Source organism: Mesorhizobium sp. YM1C-6-2, assembly GCF_003666685.1.
Classification (GTDB): Bacteria; Pseudomonadota; Alphaproteobacteria; order Rhizobiales; family Rhizobiaceae; genus Mesorhizobium_K.
Genome location: NZ_RCIZ01000002.1, coordinates 124,603 through 143,687 on the forward strand (window position 1 = coordinate 124,603; position 19,085 = coordinate 143,687).

17 protein-coding genes are annotated in these 19,085 nt (G+C 64.5%); 9 read left to right on the forward strand and 8 right to left on the reverse strand.

The window, feature by feature from the left end; translation table 11 throughout:
* Genes D8676_RS05510 through puuE form a run of 3 tightly spaced genes read right to left on the reverse strand, consistent with a single transcriptional unit; the run spans position 1 to position 2,758 of the window.
* On the reverse strand, positions 1–498 hold the full coding sequence (locus D8676_RS05510) for an ureidoglycolate lyase (RefSeq protein WP_121579862.1): 498 nt from the start codon (positions 496–498) through the stop codon (positions 1–3).
* Entirely contained in the window at positions 495–1,343 is an 849-nt protein-coding gene (locus D8676_RS05515; RefSeq protein WP_121579863.1) for a bifunctional allantoicase/(S)-ureidoglycine aminohydrolase, read from the reverse strand. The genes D8676_RS05510 and D8676_RS05515 overlap by 4 nt, the downstream gene beginning before the upstream one ends.
* Positions 1,340–2,758, reverse strand: coding sequence for an allantoinase PuuE (gene puuE / locus D8676_RS05520; RefSeq protein WP_121580422.1), 1,419 nt, complete (start codon positions 2,756–2,758; stop codon positions 1,340–1,342). The genes D8676_RS05515 and puuE overlap by 4 nt, the downstream gene beginning before the upstream one ends.
* A 168-nt stretch (positions 2,759–2,926) precedes the next feature.
* Here puuE and uraH point away from each other — a divergent pair, with 168 nt between their 5' ends.
* From uraH to xdhC, 5 genes are read left to right on the forward strand one after another with little or no spacing between them, the layout of a single operon-like run.
* Positions 2,927–3,292, forward strand: a complete 366-nt coding sequence (gene uraH / locus D8676_RS05525) for a hydroxyisourate hydrolase (RefSeq protein WP_121579864.1) — start codon at positions 2,927–2,929, stop codon at positions 3,290–3,292.
* Positions 3,293–3,294: 2 nt separating this feature from the next.
* Positions 3,295–4,776: a xanthine dehydrogenase small subunit gene (gene xdhA, locus D8676_RS05530; RefSeq protein ID WP_121579865.1), complete on the forward strand. Its 1,482-nt coding sequence runs from the start codon at positions 3,295–3,297 to the stop codon at positions 4,774–4,776.
* Positions 4,777–4,790: 14 nt separating this feature from the next.
* A complete protein-coding gene (locus tag D8676_RS05535; protein WP_121579866.1) occupies positions 4,791–5,480 on the forward strand; it encodes a glutathione S-transferase family protein in 690 nt (229 codons plus the stop codon).
* Complete coding sequence (xdhB, locus tag D8676_RS05540) at positions 5,477–7,834, forward strand: xanthine dehydrogenase molybdopterin binding subunit (RefSeq protein WP_121579867.1); 2,358 nt, start codon at positions 5,477–5,479, stop codon at positions 7,832–7,834. Before D8676_RS05535 ends, xdhB begins: the two co-directional genes overlap by 4 nt.
* A 54-nt stretch (positions 7,835–7,888) precedes the next feature.
* On the forward strand, positions 7,889–8,749 hold the full coding sequence (xdhC, locus tag D8676_RS05545; RefSeq protein WP_121579868.1) for a xanthine dehydrogenase accessory protein XdhC: 861 nt from the start codon (positions 7,889–7,891) through the stop codon (positions 8,747–8,749).
* On the opposite strand, the gene dps is transcribed toward xdhC, so the two are convergent.
* Positions 8,750–9,238: a DNA starvation/stationary phase protection protein Dps gene (gene dps / locus D8676_RS05550; protein WP_121579869.1), complete on the reverse strand. Its 489-nt coding sequence runs from the start codon at positions 9,236–9,238 to the stop codon at positions 8,750–8,752.
* Positions 9,239–9,339: 101 nt separating this feature from the next.
* The gene (locus D8676_RS05555; RefSeq protein ID WP_121579870.1) at positions 9,340–10,260 is read right to left on the reverse strand and encodes a LysR family transcriptional regulator; all 921 of its coding nucleotides are present in this window, start codon (positions 10,258–10,260) and stop codon (positions 9,340–9,342) included.
* Between the two features lie 131 nt (positions 10,261–10,391).
* Here D8676_RS05555 and D8676_RS05560 point away from each other — a divergent pair, with 131 nt between their 5' ends.
* The 4 genes from D8676_RS05560 to D8676_RS05575 all read left to right on the forward strand — a co-directional run bounded on the left by D8676_RS05560 (position 10,392) and on the right by D8676_RS05575 (position 14,812).
* The gene (locus D8676_RS05560; RefSeq protein WP_121579871.1) at positions 10,392–11,609 is read left to right on the forward strand and encodes a urate hydroxylase PuuD; all 1,218 of its coding nucleotides are present in this window, start codon (positions 10,392–10,394) and stop codon (positions 11,607–11,609) included.
* Position 11,610: 1 nt separating this feature from the next.
* Positions 11,611–12,933 carry a guanine deaminase gene (gene guaD / locus D8676_RS05565; RefSeq protein ID WP_121579872.1) on the forward strand — a complete coding sequence of 441 codons (1,323 nt, stop codon included), beginning with the start codon at positions 11,611–11,613 and terminating at the stop codon, positions 12,931–12,933.
* A 113-nt stretch (positions 12,934–13,046) separates the two neighbouring features.
* Positions 13,047–13,550: a heme-degrading domain-containing protein gene (locus tag D8676_RS05570; protein ID WP_121579873.1), complete on the forward strand. Its 504-nt coding sequence runs from the start codon at positions 13,047–13,049 to the stop codon at positions 13,548–13,550.
* Positions 13,547–14,812, forward strand: a complete 1,266-nt coding sequence (locus D8676_RS05575; RefSeq protein WP_121579874.1) for a glycerate kinase — start codon at positions 13,547–13,549, stop codon at positions 14,810–14,812. The genes D8676_RS05570 and D8676_RS05575 overlap by 4 nt, the downstream gene beginning before the upstream one ends.
* A gap of 7 nt (positions 14,813–14,819) precedes the next feature.
* Here D8676_RS05575 and D8676_RS05580 read toward each other — a convergent pair whose 3' ends face one another.
* From D8676_RS05580 to D8676_RS05590, 3 genes are all read right to left on the reverse strand, one after another.
* The gene (locus tag D8676_RS05580; protein ID WP_121579875.1) at positions 14,820–16,370 is read right to left on the reverse strand and encodes a UdgX family uracil-DNA binding protein; all 1,551 of its coding nucleotides are present in this window, start codon (positions 16,368–16,370) and stop codon (positions 14,820–14,822) included.
* 2 nt (positions 16,371–16,372) lie between these two features.
* Positions 16,373–17,608: a putative DNA modification/repair radical SAM protein gene (locus D8676_RS05585; protein ID WP_121579876.1), complete on the reverse strand. Its 1,236-nt coding sequence runs from the start codon at positions 17,606–17,608 to the stop codon at positions 16,373–16,375.
* 63 nt (positions 17,609–17,671) lie between these two features.
* Complete coding sequence (locus tag D8676_RS05590; RefSeq protein WP_121579877.1) at positions 17,672–19,060, reverse strand: glutamine synthetase family protein; 1,389 nt, start codon at positions 19,058–19,060, stop codon at positions 17,672–17,674.
* Positions 19,061–19,085: the final 25 nt, after the last annotated feature.

The window sequence follows — 19,085 nt, forward strand, 5'->3', positions numbered from 1 at the left end:
TCACTTCTGCAATTGGATTTCGTATGGATCGGAGAAGAAGAACTCTTCCAGATTGTTGCCGGCTCCGCCGCGGTCGACGATTAGAAAGTCCTGTGGTTCGCCGATCGGCGTCAGCACGCCGTGCCAGCTGTTGCGTGGATAGTTCACGCCCTGGCCGGGCTGGGTGAGGAAGGCGTGAGGCTTGCCCGGCGTGCCGTTCTCGTCGTGGCAGACGACAACGAGGAAAGGACGCGGCGACAGCGGCACGAAAGCCTGGCTGCCGAGCGGGTGACGCTCGACCATGGTCAGCTTCAGCGGGACGTCGTAGGGCATCGCCTTGGCGAGGCTGATCAGCACATGGCCGCCTGGCCCGGTTGCTTCCGGGCGGGCGAGCGCATGGTAGCGCTCCGTCTTGCCGGCATTGATCGGGTAGTGATTGTCGCCGCTGGCGTCGATCACGTCGCCGAAGGCCGCGAAGTTTTCGCGCGTCAGCAGTTCAGCCGTGATGACCTTGCTCATCGGCTGAACCCGCCCAGCTTCGCGTGGCGGTTGACGTCCTTGTAGAGGAGGTAGCGGAAGCGCCCCGGGCCGCCGGCATAGCAGGCCTGCGGACAGAAGGCGCGCAGCCACATGAAGTCGCCGGCCTCAACCTCGACCCAGTCCTGGTTCAGCCGGTAGACCGCTTTCCCTTCCAGCACATAGAGGCCGTGCTCCATGACATGCGTCTCGGGGAACGGGATGACGCCGCCCGGCTCGAAGGTGACGACCGTCACGTGCATGTCGTGGCGGACATCGTCGGGATCGACGAAACGCGTGGTCGCCCAGCGGCCGCCGGTATCGGGCATCGGGTTGGGGGCGACGTCGTTCTCATTGACGAAAATAGGTTCCGGCACGTCGATCCCGTCGACAACCTCATACGCCTTGCGGATCCAGTGGAAGCGCGCTTCGGAACGACCCCGGTTGGCGATGCTCCACTCCGAGCCGGGCGGCAGGAAGGCGTAGCCTCCTGGCTTCATCCTGTAGGATTTGCCGCCGACCTTGACGGTGATCTCACCTTCGAGGACGAAGAGCACACCCTCCGCAGCCTGGTCCGGCTCAGGCTTGTTGCTGCCGCCGCCGGGCTGCACCTCCATCACATATTGCGAGAAGGTCTCGGCGAAGCCGGACAGCGGCCGGGCGATCACCCAGGCGCGCGTACCGTCCCAGAAGGGCAGGCGGCTCGCCACAATGTCGCTGAACTCGCGTTTCGGGATGACGGCATAGGCCTCGGTGAAGACCGCCCTGTCGGTGATCAGGTCGGTCTGCGGCGGCAGGCCGCCGCGAGGCGCGTAGTAGCTGCGGACGGGAGCGGCGGATTTTCTCATGACGGCAGGATTTCTCTCAACCTGAGCAATGCGATGCGTTCAACCTGTTTGCAGGCGGTGGCGAATTCGGTGGCGCGGTCGTTGCCGATGCGGGTCTCGAAAGCCGCGAGAATCTCTTCCTTGGTCTTGCCTTTCACGGAAATGATGAATGGGAAGCCGAAGGTCGAGACATAGGCAGAATTGAGCTTCGAGAAGAGCTCGCGCTCTGCGTCGGTGAGGGCGTCGAGTCCTGCGGAGGCCTGCTCTTTCGTCGATTCCGGCGTCAGGCGCCTGGCGGCGGCGAGCTTGCCGGCGAGGTCGGGGTGGGCGTTGAGCACACCGAGCCGCTCCTTGTCGCTCGCCGCTCGGAAGATTCGGCAGAGCGCATTGTGCAGGCCGCCGGCGCTATCGTGGGCGGGGCCCAGCTCCAGTTCGTAGGCGCGCTCGGCGATCCAGGGGGAATGCTCGAATATGCCGCCGAAACGCGCGACGAAGTCGTCGTGGTCCATTCTGGACGGCCTGACCGCCTGCGGCTGGAAAGGGTGCGTCTCCCTCCAGTGGCGTGCGATGTCGATACGCCGCGCCAGCCACACTTTGTCATGGCTCTTCACGTAGCCGATGAAGCGCTGGAGCGCTGCCGCGCGGCCCGGCCGGCCGACCAGCCGGCAATGCAGGCCGATGTTCATCATGCGCGGGCGGCCCGCCTTGCCCTCCGCATAGAGCGTGTCGAAGCTGTCCTTCAGATAGGCGAAGAACTGGTCGCCCGAGCTGAAGCCCTGCGGGGTCGCGAAACGCATGTCGTTGGCGTCGAGCGTGTAGGGAATGATGAGCTGCGCGCGGCCGTCATGCTCGAACCAGTAGGGCAGCTCGTCGTCATAGGTGTCGGAGACGTAGTCGAAGCCGCCTTCCTCGGCGGCCAGCCTGACCGTGTTGACCGAGGTGCGGCCGGTGTACCAGCCAGTCGGCCGCTCGCCGGTCACCTCGCGGTGCAGCTTGATCGCCTCTTCCATGTGGTGGCGCTCGTCGTCGGCCGAATAGTCGCGGTAGTCGATCCATTTCAGCCCGTGCGAGGCAATCTCCCATCCGGCCTCCTGCATCGCCGCGACCTGGTCGGGAGAGCGGGCGAGCGCGGTTGCCACGCCGTAGCAGGTGACCGGCACCCCGGCCTCGGTGAACATGTGGTGCAGCCGCCAGAAGCCGGCGCGCGCGCCGTATTCGTAGATCGATTCCATATTCCAGTGGCGGATGCCCTGCCAGGGCGCCGCGCCGACGATTTCCGACAGGAACGCTTCCGAGGCCGCGTCGCCATGCAACACGCAGTTCTCGCCGCCTTCCTCGTAGTTGACGACGAACTGCACGCAGACATGGGCGCCGCCGGGCCATTGGGGATCAGGCGGGTTGCGGCCGTAACCGCGCATATCTCTTTCGTATCGCATGGTGTCGCTGTTGCCTGTCCGCTGCATCTTTAGGATAATCAAAGGGTGTGGCGGGCATTCCCCCCAAAATTTTTGAAAGTCTTTTCGTGGCCTTTCGCTTCACCCCGCCGACAGCATGGCATTTAATGGTGCAGAATTATGCTTTCGATCGCAGGTAAGGAGGGGCCGATGGCGAAAGTCGATGGCGGGCGCCTGACGACCCATGTACTCGATACCGCTTCCGGCCGACCGGCGGCAGGGCTGAAGATCGCGCTCTACCGTGTCAGCGGCAACTCGCATCGCAAGGTGAAGGAGGCCGTGACCAACGATGACGGGCGCTGCGACGAGCCCCTGCTCGAGGGGAAGGCGTTCCAGACCGGACAATACGAACTGATCTTTTTTGCCGGCGACTATCTCAGGGCGGCCGGCGCGACGCTGTCCGAGCCCCCGTTCCTCGACCAGATCCCGATCCGGTTCGGGATGGGGGAAGAAAAGCACTATCACGTGCCGCTCCTGCTTTCGCCTTACGGCTATTCCACCTACAGGGGGAGCTGAGCATGGCGAGGCCGAAGATCCGCAATGAGCTGCGCTTCATCCTCAACGGCGAGGATGTGGCGCTATCCGATGTCGGCCCGGACGAGACGCTGCTTGACTATCTGAGGCTTCGCCGTTCGCTGCGCGGCACCAAGGAAGGCTGCGCGGAAGGCGACTGTGGCGCCTGCACCGTCCTGGTCGGCAAGCTCGCTAGCGGCAAGCTCGTCTATGAGAACGTCAACGCCTGCATCCGCTTCCTCGGCTCGCTCGACGGCTGCCATGTCGTGACGGTTGAGCATCTCCGGGGGGAAGGCGGCAGCCTGCATCCCGTGCAGCAGGCGATGGTCGATTTCGACGGCTCGCAATGCGGCTTCTGCACGCCGGGCTTCGTCATGTCCCTCTATGCGTTGTGGATGCGCTCGCCCGATCCGTCGGTCGCGGCGATCGAGAAGGCACTTCAGGGCAATCTCTGCCGCTGCACCGGCTATGAGGCGATCGTGCGCGCGGCCAGGGCGATTTCCCGCTACGGCCAGGCGGCAAAAGATCCGCTCGCCACCGAACGCAAGCGCGTCGCCGCGAGGCTGGCTGCGATCAGGGACGGTTCGCGGGTAGAGATGGGCGAAGGCAAACGGCGGCTCGTCGTTCCCGCCGATGTCGATGATTTCGCATCCGTGCTGGACAAGGAGCCGGCCGCCACCATCGTAGCCGGCTCTACCGACGTCGGCCTCTGGGTGACCAAGCACATGCGCGACATCTCGCCGGCCGTCTTCATCGGCGGTCTCGACGGGCTGCGCGCGATCTCCGAGGTGAAGGGGCTCGTCACCATCGGCGCAGGCGTCACCTACAGCGAGGCCTTCTCGACGCTCGCAAAGCGTATTCCGGCGCTGGGGCCGCTGTTCGACCGGATCGGCGGAGAGCAAGTGCGCAACATGGGCACGATTGGCGGCAATATCGCCAACGGCTCGCCGATCGGCGACACGCCGCCGCCCTTCATCGCGCTCGGCGCGACGCTGACCTTGCGCCGAGGCAAGAAGCGCCGGACGATCCCGCTTGAGGAATTCTTCATCGCCTATGGCAAGCAGGATCGGCGTCCGGGCGAATTCGTCGAAGCTGTGCACGTGCCGGTGCCTGCGAAAGGCTCACATTTCGCGGTCCACAAGGTCACCAAGCGCCGCGACGAGGACATCACGGCGACGCTCGGCGCCTTCCACCTGACGCTGGCGAAAAACGGCACCGTCGCTTCGATCCGGATCGCCTATGGCGGCATGGCGGCGACGCCGAAGCGGGCGACCGCGGTCGAGGCGGCGTTGCTAGGCAAGCCATGGACGGAAGCGGTGATCGAGGCGGCGCTGCCCGCCTATGATCTGGACTTCACCCCGCTGACCGATATGCGCGCGACGGCCGAATATCGGCAACTGGCTGCCAAGAACCTGCTCCGGCGTTTCTTCGCCGAGACGTCAGGCACCAAGGCGCCAGTCATGGTGACCAGGCAAGAGGCGGCCTGAGGCGGAGGCGGAGGATGGCCCTCAAGCTTTATTTCCACCCGCTGGCGTCCTTCTGCCACAAGGTGCTGATCTCGCTTTACGAGAAGAACGTCGCGTTCGAGCCCATCGTCGTCGATCTAGGCGATCCGGAGTCTGCGGCGGCGTTCCGCAAGGTGTGGCCGATGGCGAAAATGCCTGCGCTGGTTGACGGGGAGACCGGCCGGACGGTCGCCGAGACCACGATCGTGCTCGAATATCTGGAGCAGCATTTTCCGCAGAAGCCGTTGCTGCTGCCCGCCGATCCGGACCAGGCGTTGCAGGTCAGGTTCTGGGATCGTTTCTACGATTTCTACGTTGAGCTGCCGATGCAGAAGATCGTCACCGACAGGCTACGGCCGGAAGGTGCAAACGACACGTTCGGCGTCGAGCAGGCATACGGCCAACTCCGGGAAGCCTATGGCGTGATCGACGGCGAGATGGCTTCGAAGAAATGGGCGGCGGGCGCAGCCTTCTCGATCGCCGACTGCGCCGCCGCGCCGGCGCTGTTTTATGCCAACACGGTCGAGCCCATCGGCGACGGCCACGGGCACGCCAAGGCCTATCTGAAGCGGCTGATGCAGCGCCCGTCCTTCAGCCGTGTGCTCGTCGAAGCAGAGCCGTATTTCAAGTTCTTTCCGATGCCACAAAGGCCGGATATTTCGCTTGCAAGGGGAACGGGACGATGACCACCCACACGCCCAATCTCAAGGCTGTGAAGATCGCCGGCGGCGTCGCGACGAACCAGCGCCACGACTCCGCGCACAAGCACGTCACCGGAACGGCGGTCTATATCGACGACATGCCGGAGCCGGCCGGCCTGCTGCATGTCGGGCTCGGCCTGTCCAATGTCACCCACGGGACGCTGAAAAAGGTTGATCTGTCGGCGGTTCGCGCGGCCCCAGGCGTCGTCGACGTGCTGACCTATGCGGACGTTCCCGGCGAGAACGACGTGTCGCCGAGCGGTATGCATGACGACCCGGTCTTCGCCGAAGGCAAGGTGCAGTTCCATGGCCAGCCGATCTTCGCCGTTGTCGCCAGGACCCGCGAAGAGGCCCGCCGGGCGGCGCGGCTGGCCAAGATCGAATACGGAGAACTGCCTGCGGTCACAAGCATCTGGGACCTCGATCCCGAGAAAGACAAGCAGGTCACAACGCCGCTGACGCTGACGCGCGGCGATGCGGCGGCCGCCATCGCTGCCGCGCCGCGCCGCTTGAAGGGGCGGATGAAGCTCGGCGGTCAGGATCATTTCTATCTCGAGGGCCAGGTGTCGCTGGCGGTGCCGGGCGAAGACGACGAAGTCCTGGTCTATTGCTCGACACAGGGGCCGAGTGAGACCCAGCACCTTGTTTCCCACGTGCTCGGCGTGCCGAGCCATGCGGTGACAGTGGAAGTGCGCCGCATGGGCGGCGGCTTCGGCGGCAAGGAAACCCAGGCCAACCAGTGCGCGGCGATCGCGGCGATCGCCGCCAAGAAGCACGGCAGAGCCGTCAAGGTCCGCCTCGACCGCGATGAGGATATGACGGCCACCGGCAAGCGCCACGACTTCGCCATCGACTATGAGGTCGGCTTCGACGAGGAGGGCCGAATCCTCGGCGTCGACTTCATGTTCGCGCTCAATGCCGGCTTCTCGGCCGATCTTTCCGGACCCGTTGGCGACCGCGCGCTGTTCCACTGCGACAATGCCTATTTCTATCCGGCTGTGCACGCCAAGTCGGCGCCGCTCTACACCAACACCGTGTCGAACACGGCGTTCCGCGGCTTCGGCGGTCCACAGGGCATGGTCGGCGCCGAGCGCGTCATCGAGGAGGTGGCATTCGCCGTCGGCAAAGACCCGCTCGAGATCCGCAAGCTCAATTTCTATGATGCGATAGGCGTGGCGGGCGAACGCAACCTCACCCCTTATCACCAGAAGGTCGAGGACAACATCATCCACCGCATCGTGGCGGAACTGGAGGAAAGCGTCTCCTATGCCCGTCGTCGGCGCGAGATCGCGGCGTTCAACGCCAACAGCCGCTTCGTCAAGCGGGGTATCGCGCTGACGCCGGTCAAGTTCGGTATCTCCTTCACCAAGACCGAGTCCAACCAGGCCGGCGCGCTGGTGCATGTCTACGCCGACGGCTCGGTGCACATGAACCATGGCGGCACCGAGATGGGCCAGGGCCTGCACCTCAAAGTGGCGCAGGTGGTGGCCGAGGAGTTCCAGATCGACCTCGACCGGGTGAAGATCACGGCGACGACGACGGCCAAGGTGCCGAACACGGCACCGACGGCAGCATCCTCGGGCGCCGATCTCAACGGCATGGCAGCGCAGGACGCAGCGCGGCAGATCCGCAAGCGGCTGACCGACTTCGCGGCGGAAAAATACCAGGTGCCGGTCGACCAGGTGGTGTTCCTGCCCAACCGGGTGCGTGTCGGCAATCAGGAGATCAGCTTCGACGCCCTGGTCAAGCAGGCCTATCTCAACCGCATCCAGCTCTCGGCCGCCGGCTTCTACAAGACTCCGAAAATCCACTGGGACCGCAGCAAGGGCCGCGGCCACGCCTTCTACTATTATGCCTATGGCGCGGCCTGCTCGGAGGTGTCGATCGACACGCTGACCGGCGAATATGTGGTCGAGCGTGCGGATATCCTGCATGACGTCGGCCGCTCGCTCAACCCGGCGATCGACCTCGGCCAGATCGAGGGCGGCTTCATCCAGGGTATGGGCTGGCTTACCACCGAAGAGCTGTGGTGGGACGGCAAGGGGCGGCTTCGCACGCATGCGCCGTCGACCTACAAGATCCCGCTCGCCTCCGACCGGCCAAAAATCTTCAACGTCGCTCTGACCGACTGGTCCGAGGCCTATGAGCCGACGATCCATCGGTCCAAGGCGGTGGGCGAGCCGCCGCTGCCACTAGGCATTTCGGTGCTGCAGGCACTGTCCGATGCCGTCGCCAGCGTCGCCGACCACAAGATCAGCCCGCGTCTCGATGCGCCAGCGACGCCGGAGCGGGTGCTGATGGCGGTTGAGCGGCTGAAGGCTCAGGCGGCCAAGGCCTAGGGCGCGCGAGGAGCAATTCGGGCCGGAACATGTTATGTTCCGGCAGGGTGCAGAATGGCCACGACCACAGGAAGCCTGAAAGCCTTTCTCGACGCGACCGATGAGGTCGCGCTGGTCGAGGTCGCGCAAGCAAAAGGCTCGACCCCGCGGGAAGCGGGCGCAGCCATGCTCGTGTCTCCAACGGCGATCCATGGCACCATCGGCGGCGGCCAGCTTGAGTTCATGGCGATCGATCAGGCGAGGCAGATGCTGACGCCTGCGGTCTCCTCCTCAAAGGCGAGGGAAATTCGCGCCACCCTCGACGTTCCGCTCGGGCCCGAGATCGGTCAGTGCTGCGGGGGACGCGTCGAGATTGCCATCAGACTGGTAGACAAGGCGTTGATGGCCGAGTTGATTCAGATTTCAGAGGCGCAAGACGCCCGCCTGCCTCACATCTATGTCTTCGGCGGCGGCCATGTCGGGCACGCGCTGGCCGGCGCCCTGTCGCTGCTTCCCGTAAAGGCGACCATCGTCGAGACGCGTGCCGAGGCTCTGGACGGAATGCCTGCCGGAGTTGAGACCCACCTGACGTCGGTGCCGGAGGAAATGGTGCGATCGGCCTCGGCGGGGGCTGTCTTCGTCGTGCTGACCCACGATCACGCGCTCGACTTCCTGATCGTCGCCGAAGCCTTGAGGCGGAAGGATGCCACCTATGTCGGCATGATCGGCTCGAAGACCAAGAAAGCGACGTTCCGGAGCTGGTATCTGAAGTCGGCCGGCGGCAACGACGCCGATTTCGCAAGGCTCGTCTCGCCGATCGGCGGCGACGCCGTGAAGGACAAGCGGCCGGCCGTTATTGCCGCGCTTGCGGCGGCGGAGATCATGACGGCGCTCGCGGCCTCCGCGACGGCGAAGGCCGAGGCTGCTGCCGGCTGATTATTCCTTTTCCTGCGTATGCGCCTCCAGGAACCACAGCGACTTGTCGAGCGAGCGTGAGAAGGCGGTGAAGATGTCCGCCGTGCCGGCGTCGCCTGCCTCGTCCGACTCGTCGATCGCCTTGCGCACGGAATTCGCGACAGCGGCATAGTGGTTGATCAGCGCCGCCAGATGATCCTTGGTCTTGTGGATGTCGATCGGATAGGGCTTCAGCGTCGTCACCTTCGCGACCTCCTGAGAGGTGCCTTTCGCGGTGCCGCCGAGCTGAACGGCGCGCTCGGCCATCGTGTCGACATGCCCGTCGAGCTCGGTGCGGAAGCCGTCGAGCATCTCATGGATGGCGATGAACTGGGGGCCCTTGATGTTCCAATGCGCCTGCTTGGTGATCAGCGCGAGGTCGATCGCGTCGGCCAATCGTGCGTTGAGCAACTCGATCGAAGCGGTTTTGGCGTTGGATTTGAGGTCGTTCTTGGTGGGGATGCCGGCCATGTGAAGCTCCTGAATTATGTTGGCGCTCTAATCTATATGGCAGCCGATGAGCCGGTTTCGAGCGCATCGGCGATGAAATCGTAATACCAGCCCACGCAACGTCATTTTCCCGCCAGCAAATCCTTGATCAAACGTTGGCACCGCTCCGCCATGAAGTCCAGCAGCAGACGGACCTTAGGATCCTGAAGCTTCTTGTGCGGATAGACGGCAGCGAGCTGCACCGGCGTCGGCGGTGTATCCGGCATGATGACCTTCAGGCGGCCGTCACGGATGAACGGCTCGACCTCGAAGCGCGGTTTGTTGATGATGCCGCGGCCGGCGAGCGCCCAGCCGGTCAGCACGTCGCCGTCGTCGGAATCGAACGGTCCGCGCACCTCGAATTTTGCCGGTCCCGAAGGCGTTTTCAGCGTCCAGAAGTGCTCGCGCATGCCGGGGTAGCGCAGCATCAGGCAGTCGTGCTTGCTGGCGATCAGTTCCTTGGGTTCGTTCGGCTCGCCCCTCACCTCAAGATAGGCAGGTGCGGCGACCAGCACCCGCTCACAATCCATCAGGCCGCGCATCCTGAGGCTGGAATCCTCCAGCAGGCCGAGCCGGAAGGCGACGTCGATGCCCTCCTTCATCATGTCGACGTCATGGTCGGAGAGGCGCAGCCGCACCTCGATATCCGGGTATTTGTCGTGGAAGTCCGGGATGCCCGAGGCGATCAGGCGGCGACCGAGCCCCAGCGGCGCGGTCACCCGGATGGTGCCGCGCGGCTGGCCCGACAGGGCGCTGACCGCGGCTTCGGCCTCGGTAATCGCTTCGAGCACTTGTTTGGCGCCGGCATAAAAGACGGTGCCGTGCTCGGTAGGCATCAACTGCCGCGTCGTGCGATTGAAGAGCCGGACACCCAGATGCTTTTCCAGTTCCTTGATGCGGTTCGACGCGACCGCCGGCGAAATGCGCATGTCGCGGCCCGCGGCGGAAAGATTGCCGAGTTCCACGACGCGGACGAAGACGGCGATGTTGTCGAGATATGCCATGCGGCCCGGAACCCCATGCCGGTTTTCGGTTACGGCGACAGTATTTTACATATTTTTTTGAAAGTCATGGGGCATGTCCCCTCTTTTCGTTTGGAGCGGAGCCCGTAAAGTCCTGGGACGAGAGGGTCCTGATGATCGATTTTGCCATTGCCTGGGACTGGCTGAGCTTCGCCGCGCGCTGGCTGCACGTCATCACCGGCATCGCCTGGATAGGCTCGTCATTCTATTTCGTCGCGCTCGATCTTGGCCTGCGTCAGCGGCCCGGCCTGCCGGCCGGAGCGCATGGCGAGGAATGGCAGGTCCATGGCGGCGGCTTCTACCACATCCAGAAATATCTGGTGGCGCCGGCCGAGATGCCGGAGCACCTGACCTGGTTCAAGTGGGAATCCTACGCCACCTGGATGTCGGGTTTTGTGATGCTCGCCATCGTCTACTACGCCGGCGCGGATCTCTTCCTGATCGATCGCAACGTGCTCGACATCTCGCCGATGACGGCGATCGGCCTGTCGATCGCCTCGCTGGTGCTGGGCTGGCTGCTCTACGACCTGCTCTGCAAGTCGCCGCTCGGCAATCACGACACGCTGCTGATGCTGGTGCTCTACGCGATCCTGGTTTTCCTCGCTTGGGGCTTTACGCAGATCTTCAGTGGACGCGCGGCCTTCCTGCATCTCGGCGCGGTGACCGCAACGATCATGTCGGCCAACGTGTTCATGGTGATCATCCCGAACCAGAAGATCGTTGTCGCCGACCTGATCGCCGGCAGGAAGCCCGACCCCAAATACGGCAAGATCGCCAAGACGCGCTCGACGCATAACAACTACCTGACGCTGCCCGTGCTGTTCCTGATGCTGTCGAACCACTATCCGCTGGCGTTCGGTACTGAGTTCAACTGGATCATCGCCTCGATCGTCTTCATCATCGGCGTGCTGATCCGGCATTTCTTCAACACGATGCACGCGCGCAAGGGAAAGCCGTACTGGACATGGCTCGCCGCGACGATCCTCTTCATCGTCATCATCTGGCTTTCGACCGTGCCGAAGGTGCTGACCGGCGAGCCGCAGGCTTCGGCCGCCGCGCAGACTTTAGTGGCCTCGACGCATTTCCCCGCGGTGCGCGACACCGTGCTCGGCCGCTGCGCCATGTGTCACGCGACCGAGCCCTCCTATGAAGGCATCTACCACGCGCCGAAAGGCGTGATCCTCGAGACCGATGCCGAGATCGGCGAGCATGCGAAGGAAATCTACCTGCAGGCCGGCCGCAGCCACGCCATGCCGCCCGGCAATGTCACACAGATCACCCCGCAGGAGCGGACGCTGCTGGTGACCTGGTTCGAGGAAACGCGGCAGTAAAATGGCCCAGACCCTTCTGCGCGGCCGCACGCTGAGCTTCCTGCGCTGGCCTGACGATACGAACGACCGATCGGCCTACCGATACGAGGAGGATGGCGGCCTGCTGGTCGAGGACGGCAGGATCGTCGCCGCCGGCGCATATGCCGATGTCTCCGCCAAGGCCGGAGAAGGCGCCAGGCGCATCGACCATCGGCCGCATCTCATCCTGCCGGGCTTCATCGACGCGCATGTGCATTTCCCGCAGATGCAGGTGATCGCCTCTTACGGGGAGGAACTGCTCGACTGGCTGAACAAATACACTTTCCCGGAAGAGACAAAGTTCCGGGACGCCCAGCACGGCCGCCGCATCGCCCGGCTGTTTCTCGACGAATTCATCCGCCAGGGCACGACGACCGTCGCCGCATACTGCTCGGTGCACAAGCAGTCGGCGGAAGCCTTCTTCGCGGAATCGCACGAGCGCAACATGCTCAACATCGCCGGCAAGGTGATGATGGACCGCAACGCGCCCGAGGGCGTGCTCGACACGCCCGAGAGCGGCTATGACGACACCAGGGCGCTGATTGCCGAATGGCATGGCAAGGGCCGCCAGCATTATGCCATCACGCCGCGCTTCGCGATCACCTCATCGCCCGAACAAATGGAAATGGCCGGTGCGCTGATGCGCGAGTTCCCCGATCTGCACATGCAGACGCATCTGTCGGAGAACCACGCCGAGATCGCCTTCACCCAGGAACTCTACCCTTGGTCGCGGGATTATACCGACGTCTACGAGCACTATGGCCTGCTCGGCCCGCGCGCGCTGCTCGGCCACTGCATCCATCTGTCGGAACGCGAGGCCGACGCCTTGTCGGACAGCGGCTCGGTCGCCGTCTTCTGCCCGACCTCGAACCTGTTCCTCGGCTCGGGCCTGTTCGACTATCAGCGCTATCGCACGCGGTCGAAGCCGCTGAAGATCGCGACCGCGACCGATGTCGGCGGCGGCACCAGCTATTCGATGCTGCGCACGATGGACGAGGGCTACAAGGTAATTGCGCTGAACGGCGAGAAGCTCAATCCGTTCGCCTCCTACTGGCAGCTGACGCGCGGCAATGCCGAGGCGCTCTCCATTGCAGACAAGGTTGGCACGCTGGACGTTGGCACGGACGCCGACATCGTCGTGCTTGACGCGCATGCTACGCCCGCCATGAAGCTCCGCATGGAAACCGTGAACACGCTGGCCGAAGAGCTTTTCCTGCTGCAGACGCTGGGAGATGACCGTTCCGTAGCCGAGGTCTATGTCGCTGGCAGGCCCGCAAAAAGCGCACTTGAAGCCTTCGTGCCTTAAGTTTGCCGCCGAACAGTCCGAAACCGCAAGCCACTTTTCGGCCTGATGGCCTTGCCGGACTTGACCGGCAGCCTCGATGACGTAAAGCCATGCTGCCGGTCAGGAGGAATGCCATGAGCGTCGCCGACGATATCGCGAAAATCGCCGAGCAGGAGAAGCGGCTGGCTTTCAGCGCTTTCGACGAGGCGACAGCCTTCACCATCGGCTCGGCATTGCGTGAGCGGGCGCTGGCTGAAAACCTGCCTGTCGTCATCCAGGTGAGCGTCTGGGACCGACTGCTGTTCTACGCCGCGCTGCCGGGCTCATCGAGCTCCAATTTCGACTGGGTGCGCCGCAAGATCAACGTGGTGAAGATGTTCCAGAAGAGCACCTACCGCATGGTGCTGGAGCAGAACAGTCCGGACCGGGCCTTCAAGACGGGACACGGCCTGCCCGTCACCGATTATGTGCTGGCGGGCGGCGGCTTTCCGGTGATGATCAAGGGCGTCGGCGCGGTCGGCGCTTTCGGTGTGTCGGGTCTGCCGGAACGCCAGGACCACGGCATCATCGTCGATGCGCTCTGCGACCACCTCAAGATCAAGCGCAAGACGCTGGCGCTGCCCGATAGGGCGGACTGATGGCGCTCGATCCCAAGGCATTTCTCACCGCGATCTTCGAAGCGGCAGTCGCCGCGGCCGATCCCGAGCGGACGATCCGCGCGCATCTGCCGGCGAAGCCGAAGGGCCGCACGATCGTGATCGGCGCCGGCAAGGGTTCGGCGCAGATGGCGGCCGCCTTTGAGAAGGCCTGGGACGGGCCGATCGAGGGGCTGGTCGTCACACGTTATGGATATGCCGCGCGCTGCGAGCGGATCGAGATCATAGAGGCGGCGCATCCGGTGCCGGATGAAGCCGGCCTGATTGCGTCGAAGCGGTTGCTGGAAAAGGTGTCCGGCCTGACGGCGGACGACCTCGTCGTTGCGCTGGTCTCCGGCGGCGGCTCGGCGCTGCTGCCGTCGCCGGCACCGGGGCTGACACTTGCCGACGAGATCGCGGTCAACGAGGCGCTGCTCGCCTCCGGCGCGCCGATCGCCGCGATGAACACGATCCGCAAGCATGTTTCCACCATCAAGGGCGGACGTCTGGCGGCGGCAGCCCACCCGGCGAAGGTCGTGTCGCTCGTCGTCTCCGACATTCCCGGCGACGATCCGGCGCTGGTCGCCTCTGGCCCGACCATTCCGGGCGAGGGCAGCCGCGCCGAGGCGCTGGACTTCGTGAAGGCCTATGCCATGAAGCTGCCGGACGCGGTGACGGCGCATCTCAACGCGCCCGAAGCCGACGCGCCCGAGATTGACGATCCACGCTTTGCCGGCAACGAGGTTCACCTGATTGCTTCTGCGGCGGTGTCGCTCGATGCGGCGGCTGCCGAAGCCAGGCGCCAGGGCATCGAGGCGGTGATCCTGTCGGATTCCATCGAGGGCGAGGCGCGCGAAGTGGGTTCGGTACATGCCGCATTGGCCCGCCAAGTCGGGTCGCGAAACCGGCCGTTCCGAAAGCCGGTGCTCATCCTCTCCGGCGGCGAGACGACGGTGACGCTGCGCGCGAAAGGCAAGGGCGGGCGCAACACCGAGTTCCTGCTGGCCTTCGCGATCGGCATCAACGGTTTTGACGGCATCCATGCGCTCGCCGCCGACACTGACGGCATCGACGGCTCGGAGAACAATGCCGGCGCCTTCGCCGACGGCTCGACCGTGGCGCGCATGCGGGCTGTGGGCGTCGACGCCAAGTCGATGCTGGCTGGCAACAATGCCTGGACCGCTTTCCACGTCGTCGGCGATCTCTTCGTGCCGGGGCCGACGGGCACCAACGTCAACGATCTGAGAGCGATCCTCATCCGCTGACTGGCTCTCATGTCGCCATCAGCTTTTTGACCGCCAGCATGTCCTGAAGGAAGCGCTCGCGTTCGGCTTCCTTGTCCGCCGCCTCGCGGATGCGCAGGATGAAGGAGGGGTGGATGGTGAGGAAGATGCGCAGCCCATCCTCGCGCTCGATCATCTGACCACGCATTTTCGTGATCGGCACCGCCTTGCCGAGCAGCGACTGTGCCGCTGTTGCGCCGAGCGCCACGACGAGGCTTGGCTTGGTCAGGGCAAGCTCTTTGTCGAGCCACCAGCGGCAGGCCTGGATCTCGCCGGCATTGGGCTTCGAGTGGATGCGGCGCTTGCCGCGCGGCTCGAACTTGAAATGTTTCACGGCATTGGTGACGTAGGTCTTCCTACGGTCGACGCCGGCTTCGTCGAGCACGGCGTCGAAGACTTTCCCGGCCGGACCGACGAAAGGCTTGCCGGCCAGATCCTCTTGGTCGCCGGGCTGCTCGCCGACAAACACGACCGTTGCATCTTCAGGTCCTTCGCCGAATACGGTTTGCGTGGCGTCGCGCCACAGGGGGCAGCGGCGGCAGCTTTCGGCCGCCTTGCGCAATTCGGCGATCGAGCGGGCGCCGGCGCCATCGTCGCTCGGCGCGGGTTCGCGCGGCGTCGGCCAGTGTTTGGCCTGGACCTTGGCATGATGGGGAGCAGGAGCCGTCGGCATCTTCTCGATCATCTCCCTGGCGGCGGCATCGGCGCCGGCTACCAGGCGAGGAATGAGCGGAGCCTCCGGAAGGTTCCGCCAATATTTCTTCGGCATCTCCTTCTGCATCGCCTTGGTCTTCAGGCGCGCCGGGTTGAAGATGTTCTGGTAGTAGGTCTGCCATAGTTCTTCGGCGGCGTCCTCTGCCGGCGCGTCGCGCTTGTCGGCGCCGGGCGTGAAGGTCAGATCAGCCGTATCCCAATGCGCGCAAAGATGGGGTGTGAGGATCGACCAGCGCATGCCGGTGAAACGGCGCACGAAGAACGGCGCGTTGCGCTCGACGATGAAATGCTCCGGCTCAAACCAGGCGACGTAGCGCTCGTCATCGCCGTCGCCGATCTTCCGGAAACGCACGAAGGCGCGCATCTTGTGGATGTCGCGGCCGACCGCCTTCTCCAGTGCCTCGAAGCGCCGCACGTCAGGATCGGAGGCGATCTTCAGCAGCGCCGGCTCGGCACGCATGCGCCACAGCATGCGGTAGAGCAGCGCAAAGCGCTCGGGATCGTTGTGGCAGACGACGATCTCGGCGCGTTTCACGAACTCGCGGGGGACGGTGAGTTGTGGCCCTGCGTTCCGGCCGTCATCCTCGGGCTTGTCCCGAGAATTTGCCACAGCAGCCAAACGTTCGGCGTGGATAGATCCTCGGGACAAGCCCGAGGATGACGGAGAGGGGTGTGGGCTTCCGTCACCACTAACAACCCATGCAACTTCCTCCGGCCTCACTCCACCCAGCGCCAGCCGGCGCGCCGCATCCCGCCAGCTTGCGAAGTCGGTCTCGCCGGCAAGATGAACCGTATGGGCGGAGAGGTCGAGAAGCGCGTTCTGCATGGTCAAAACAGCGAAAGCTGCTCGCAGGATGAAACGATCTTCTCGCGCAGCGCCGGCTGGTCGGTGAGCCCGCCGGGCGACCAGCCTTCGGCCGTGATGAAGGGCCTGACCTTGGCGAGTGAATGGCAGAGCCGGCCGATATCTTCGAGGCGCAGGCGGCGGTGCCAGCGAGTCTCCAGAATGCGCGCGACGACCTTGGCGCCGAGCCCCGGCACGCGCAGCAGCGTTTCCCGGTCGGCCCTGTTCACGTCGACCGGGAAGATGGCTCGGTGCCTGAGCGCCCAGGCGAGTTTAGGGTCGATCTCGAGGTCGAGCATGCCGTCGGGACGGCCGTCGAGGATTTCATCCTGCGCGAAGCCGTAAAAGCGCATCAGCCAGTCGGCCTGGTAGAGGCGGTGCTCGCGCATCAGCGGCGGCTTCTTCAGCGGCAGCGAGGACGAGGCGTCGGGAATCGGGCTGAAGGCGGAATAATAGACGCGGCGCAGGCGGTAGCTGCCGTAGAGCCGCGCGCTGGTCTGCAGGATGCCGGCGTCGGGCGTTGCGTCGGCACCGACGATCATCTGCGTCGACTGGCCGCCGGTGGCGAAGCGCTGGCGCCTCTTCGTCCGCAGCGTCGGCTCCGACTTCTCCTCTATCTTCGAGCGCAGCGCGGCCATGGAAAGCCGGATGGTTTCCGGACGCTTTTCCGGTGCGAGCTTCTTGACGCCCTCGTCGGTCGGCAGCTCGACGTTGATCGACAGGCGGTCGGCGTACCGTCCCGCCGCGTCGAGCAGGTCCTGCGAACATTCGGGGATAGTCTTCAGGTGAATGTAGCCGCCGAAATTCTCCTGCTCGCGCAGGCGGCGCGCGACCTCGACAAGCTCGGCCATCGTCTCGTCGGGCGAGCGGATGACGCCCGAGGAGAGGAACAGGCCTTCGATGTAGTTGCGCTTGTAGAAGGCGACGGTGAGTTTCACGACCTCGTCGACCGTGAAGCGGGCGCGGCGGACGTTGGACGACGAGCGGTTGATGCAATAGCTGCAGTCGTAGATGCAGAAATTGGTGAGCAGGATCTTCAGGAGCGAGATGCAGCGGCCGTCAGGCGCATAGGAATGGCAGATGCCCATGCCTTCGGTCGAGCCGATGCCGCCGGTCTTGCGTGAGTCGCGTTTCTCCGCGCCCGAGGAGGCGCAGGAAGCGTCGTATTTGGCGGCGTCGGACAGGATCGCCAGCTTTTCGCGCGTGTTGAGCAGGGCCATTCGTTCATGATATGTTCTTTCGGACGAAAGCGCCAACACATTTGATAAGCGGCCTTGCGCAGCTCACACCTCGTGCAGGTAAAGGTGGTAGTCGAGCTCGTTGACGGTGCGGGCGACGCGCAGATATTCGGCGTGCTTGATCTCGACGAAGGTGCGATGCATGTCCTCGCCGAGGGCCTGCTTCAGGAATTCCGACTTCCTGGCAAGCTCGATCGCCGAGCGCCAGTCCGGCGGCATGGTGTTGGACGCGTCGGTGGCGGCCTCGTAGCCATTGCCCTTGGTTTCCGGACCCGGATCGAGCTTCTCGTCCAACCCCTTGTTTATTCCGGCAAGCACCGTTGCGGCGACGAGATAGGGATTGGCGTCGACTCCGGACGGCCGGTGCTCGATGCGGCGCGCGGCGATGTTGCCGGCCGGTACGCGCAGCGCCACCGAGCGGTTGTTGACGCCCCAACTGGGCGCTACCGGCGCATAGGACTGGGAGACGAAGCGCCGCCAGGAATTGGCGTGTGGCGCGAAGACCAGCATCGATTCCGCCATGGTCGCGGACAGCCCTCCGAGGGCGTGCAGAAGGTTCGGTGACCACGTCCCTTCGCGCTCCTCGACGAAGACGTTTTTGCCACCGGCGTCCTGCAGCGAGACATGCAGATGCATGCCGGAGCCGGCGTAACGCTCGATCGGCTTGGCCATGAAGCAGGCGGTGACGCCGTGGCGGCGCGCCTGCGCCCTGACCAGCCGCTTCAGCATCAGAAGGTCGTCGGCGGCCTGCAGCACGTTCTTGCGGTAGTTGAGCGTCAGCTCGTACTGGCCGGGCGCATATTCCGAGATGACTGTTTCGGCGGGGATGCCCTGAAGCTTGGCGGCGGCATAGATGTCCGAAAACAGCGGCTCCATGCCGTGCAGGTGATCGACGGAATAGACCTCGGTCTTGCCGCTCTTGCGGCCGTCGAGCACGGCGGTCGCGGGCTGCACGCGCCCCTCGGCGTCGCGCTCATTGGCGAGCAGAAAGAATTCCAGCTCGAAGGCGCCGGCCGGATACAGGCCCTTTTGCGCGAAGGCGTCGACCTGGCGGGCGAGCGCGTGGCGCGGGTCTGACGTCATCGGCGCGCCGTCCAGCGCATACATCGACATCAGCACCTGGCCGCGCGCGGGGGAGGTGCCGTGCAGCGGCTTCAGCGTGCCTGGGATCGGCCATGCCCTGAGGTCGCCGTCGCCGGAATCCCAGATCAGGCCGGTCTCGTGGACGTCCTCGCCGGTGATGTCGAGGCCGAGGATCGAGATTGGCAGGTGGCGGCCGTGCTCGTAGAGGCCCATCAGCTCGTGGCGGCGGATGATCTTGCCGCGCCCGACCCCGTTGGCGTCGGTGAGCACGATATCGAAAGCCTCGATCTCGGGATGAGCGTCGAGGAAGGCCTTTGCTTCGTCTGGGGTCGAACCGGAGGGGGACGTCATGATGGAACTCTGTTTGCCGCTTGTC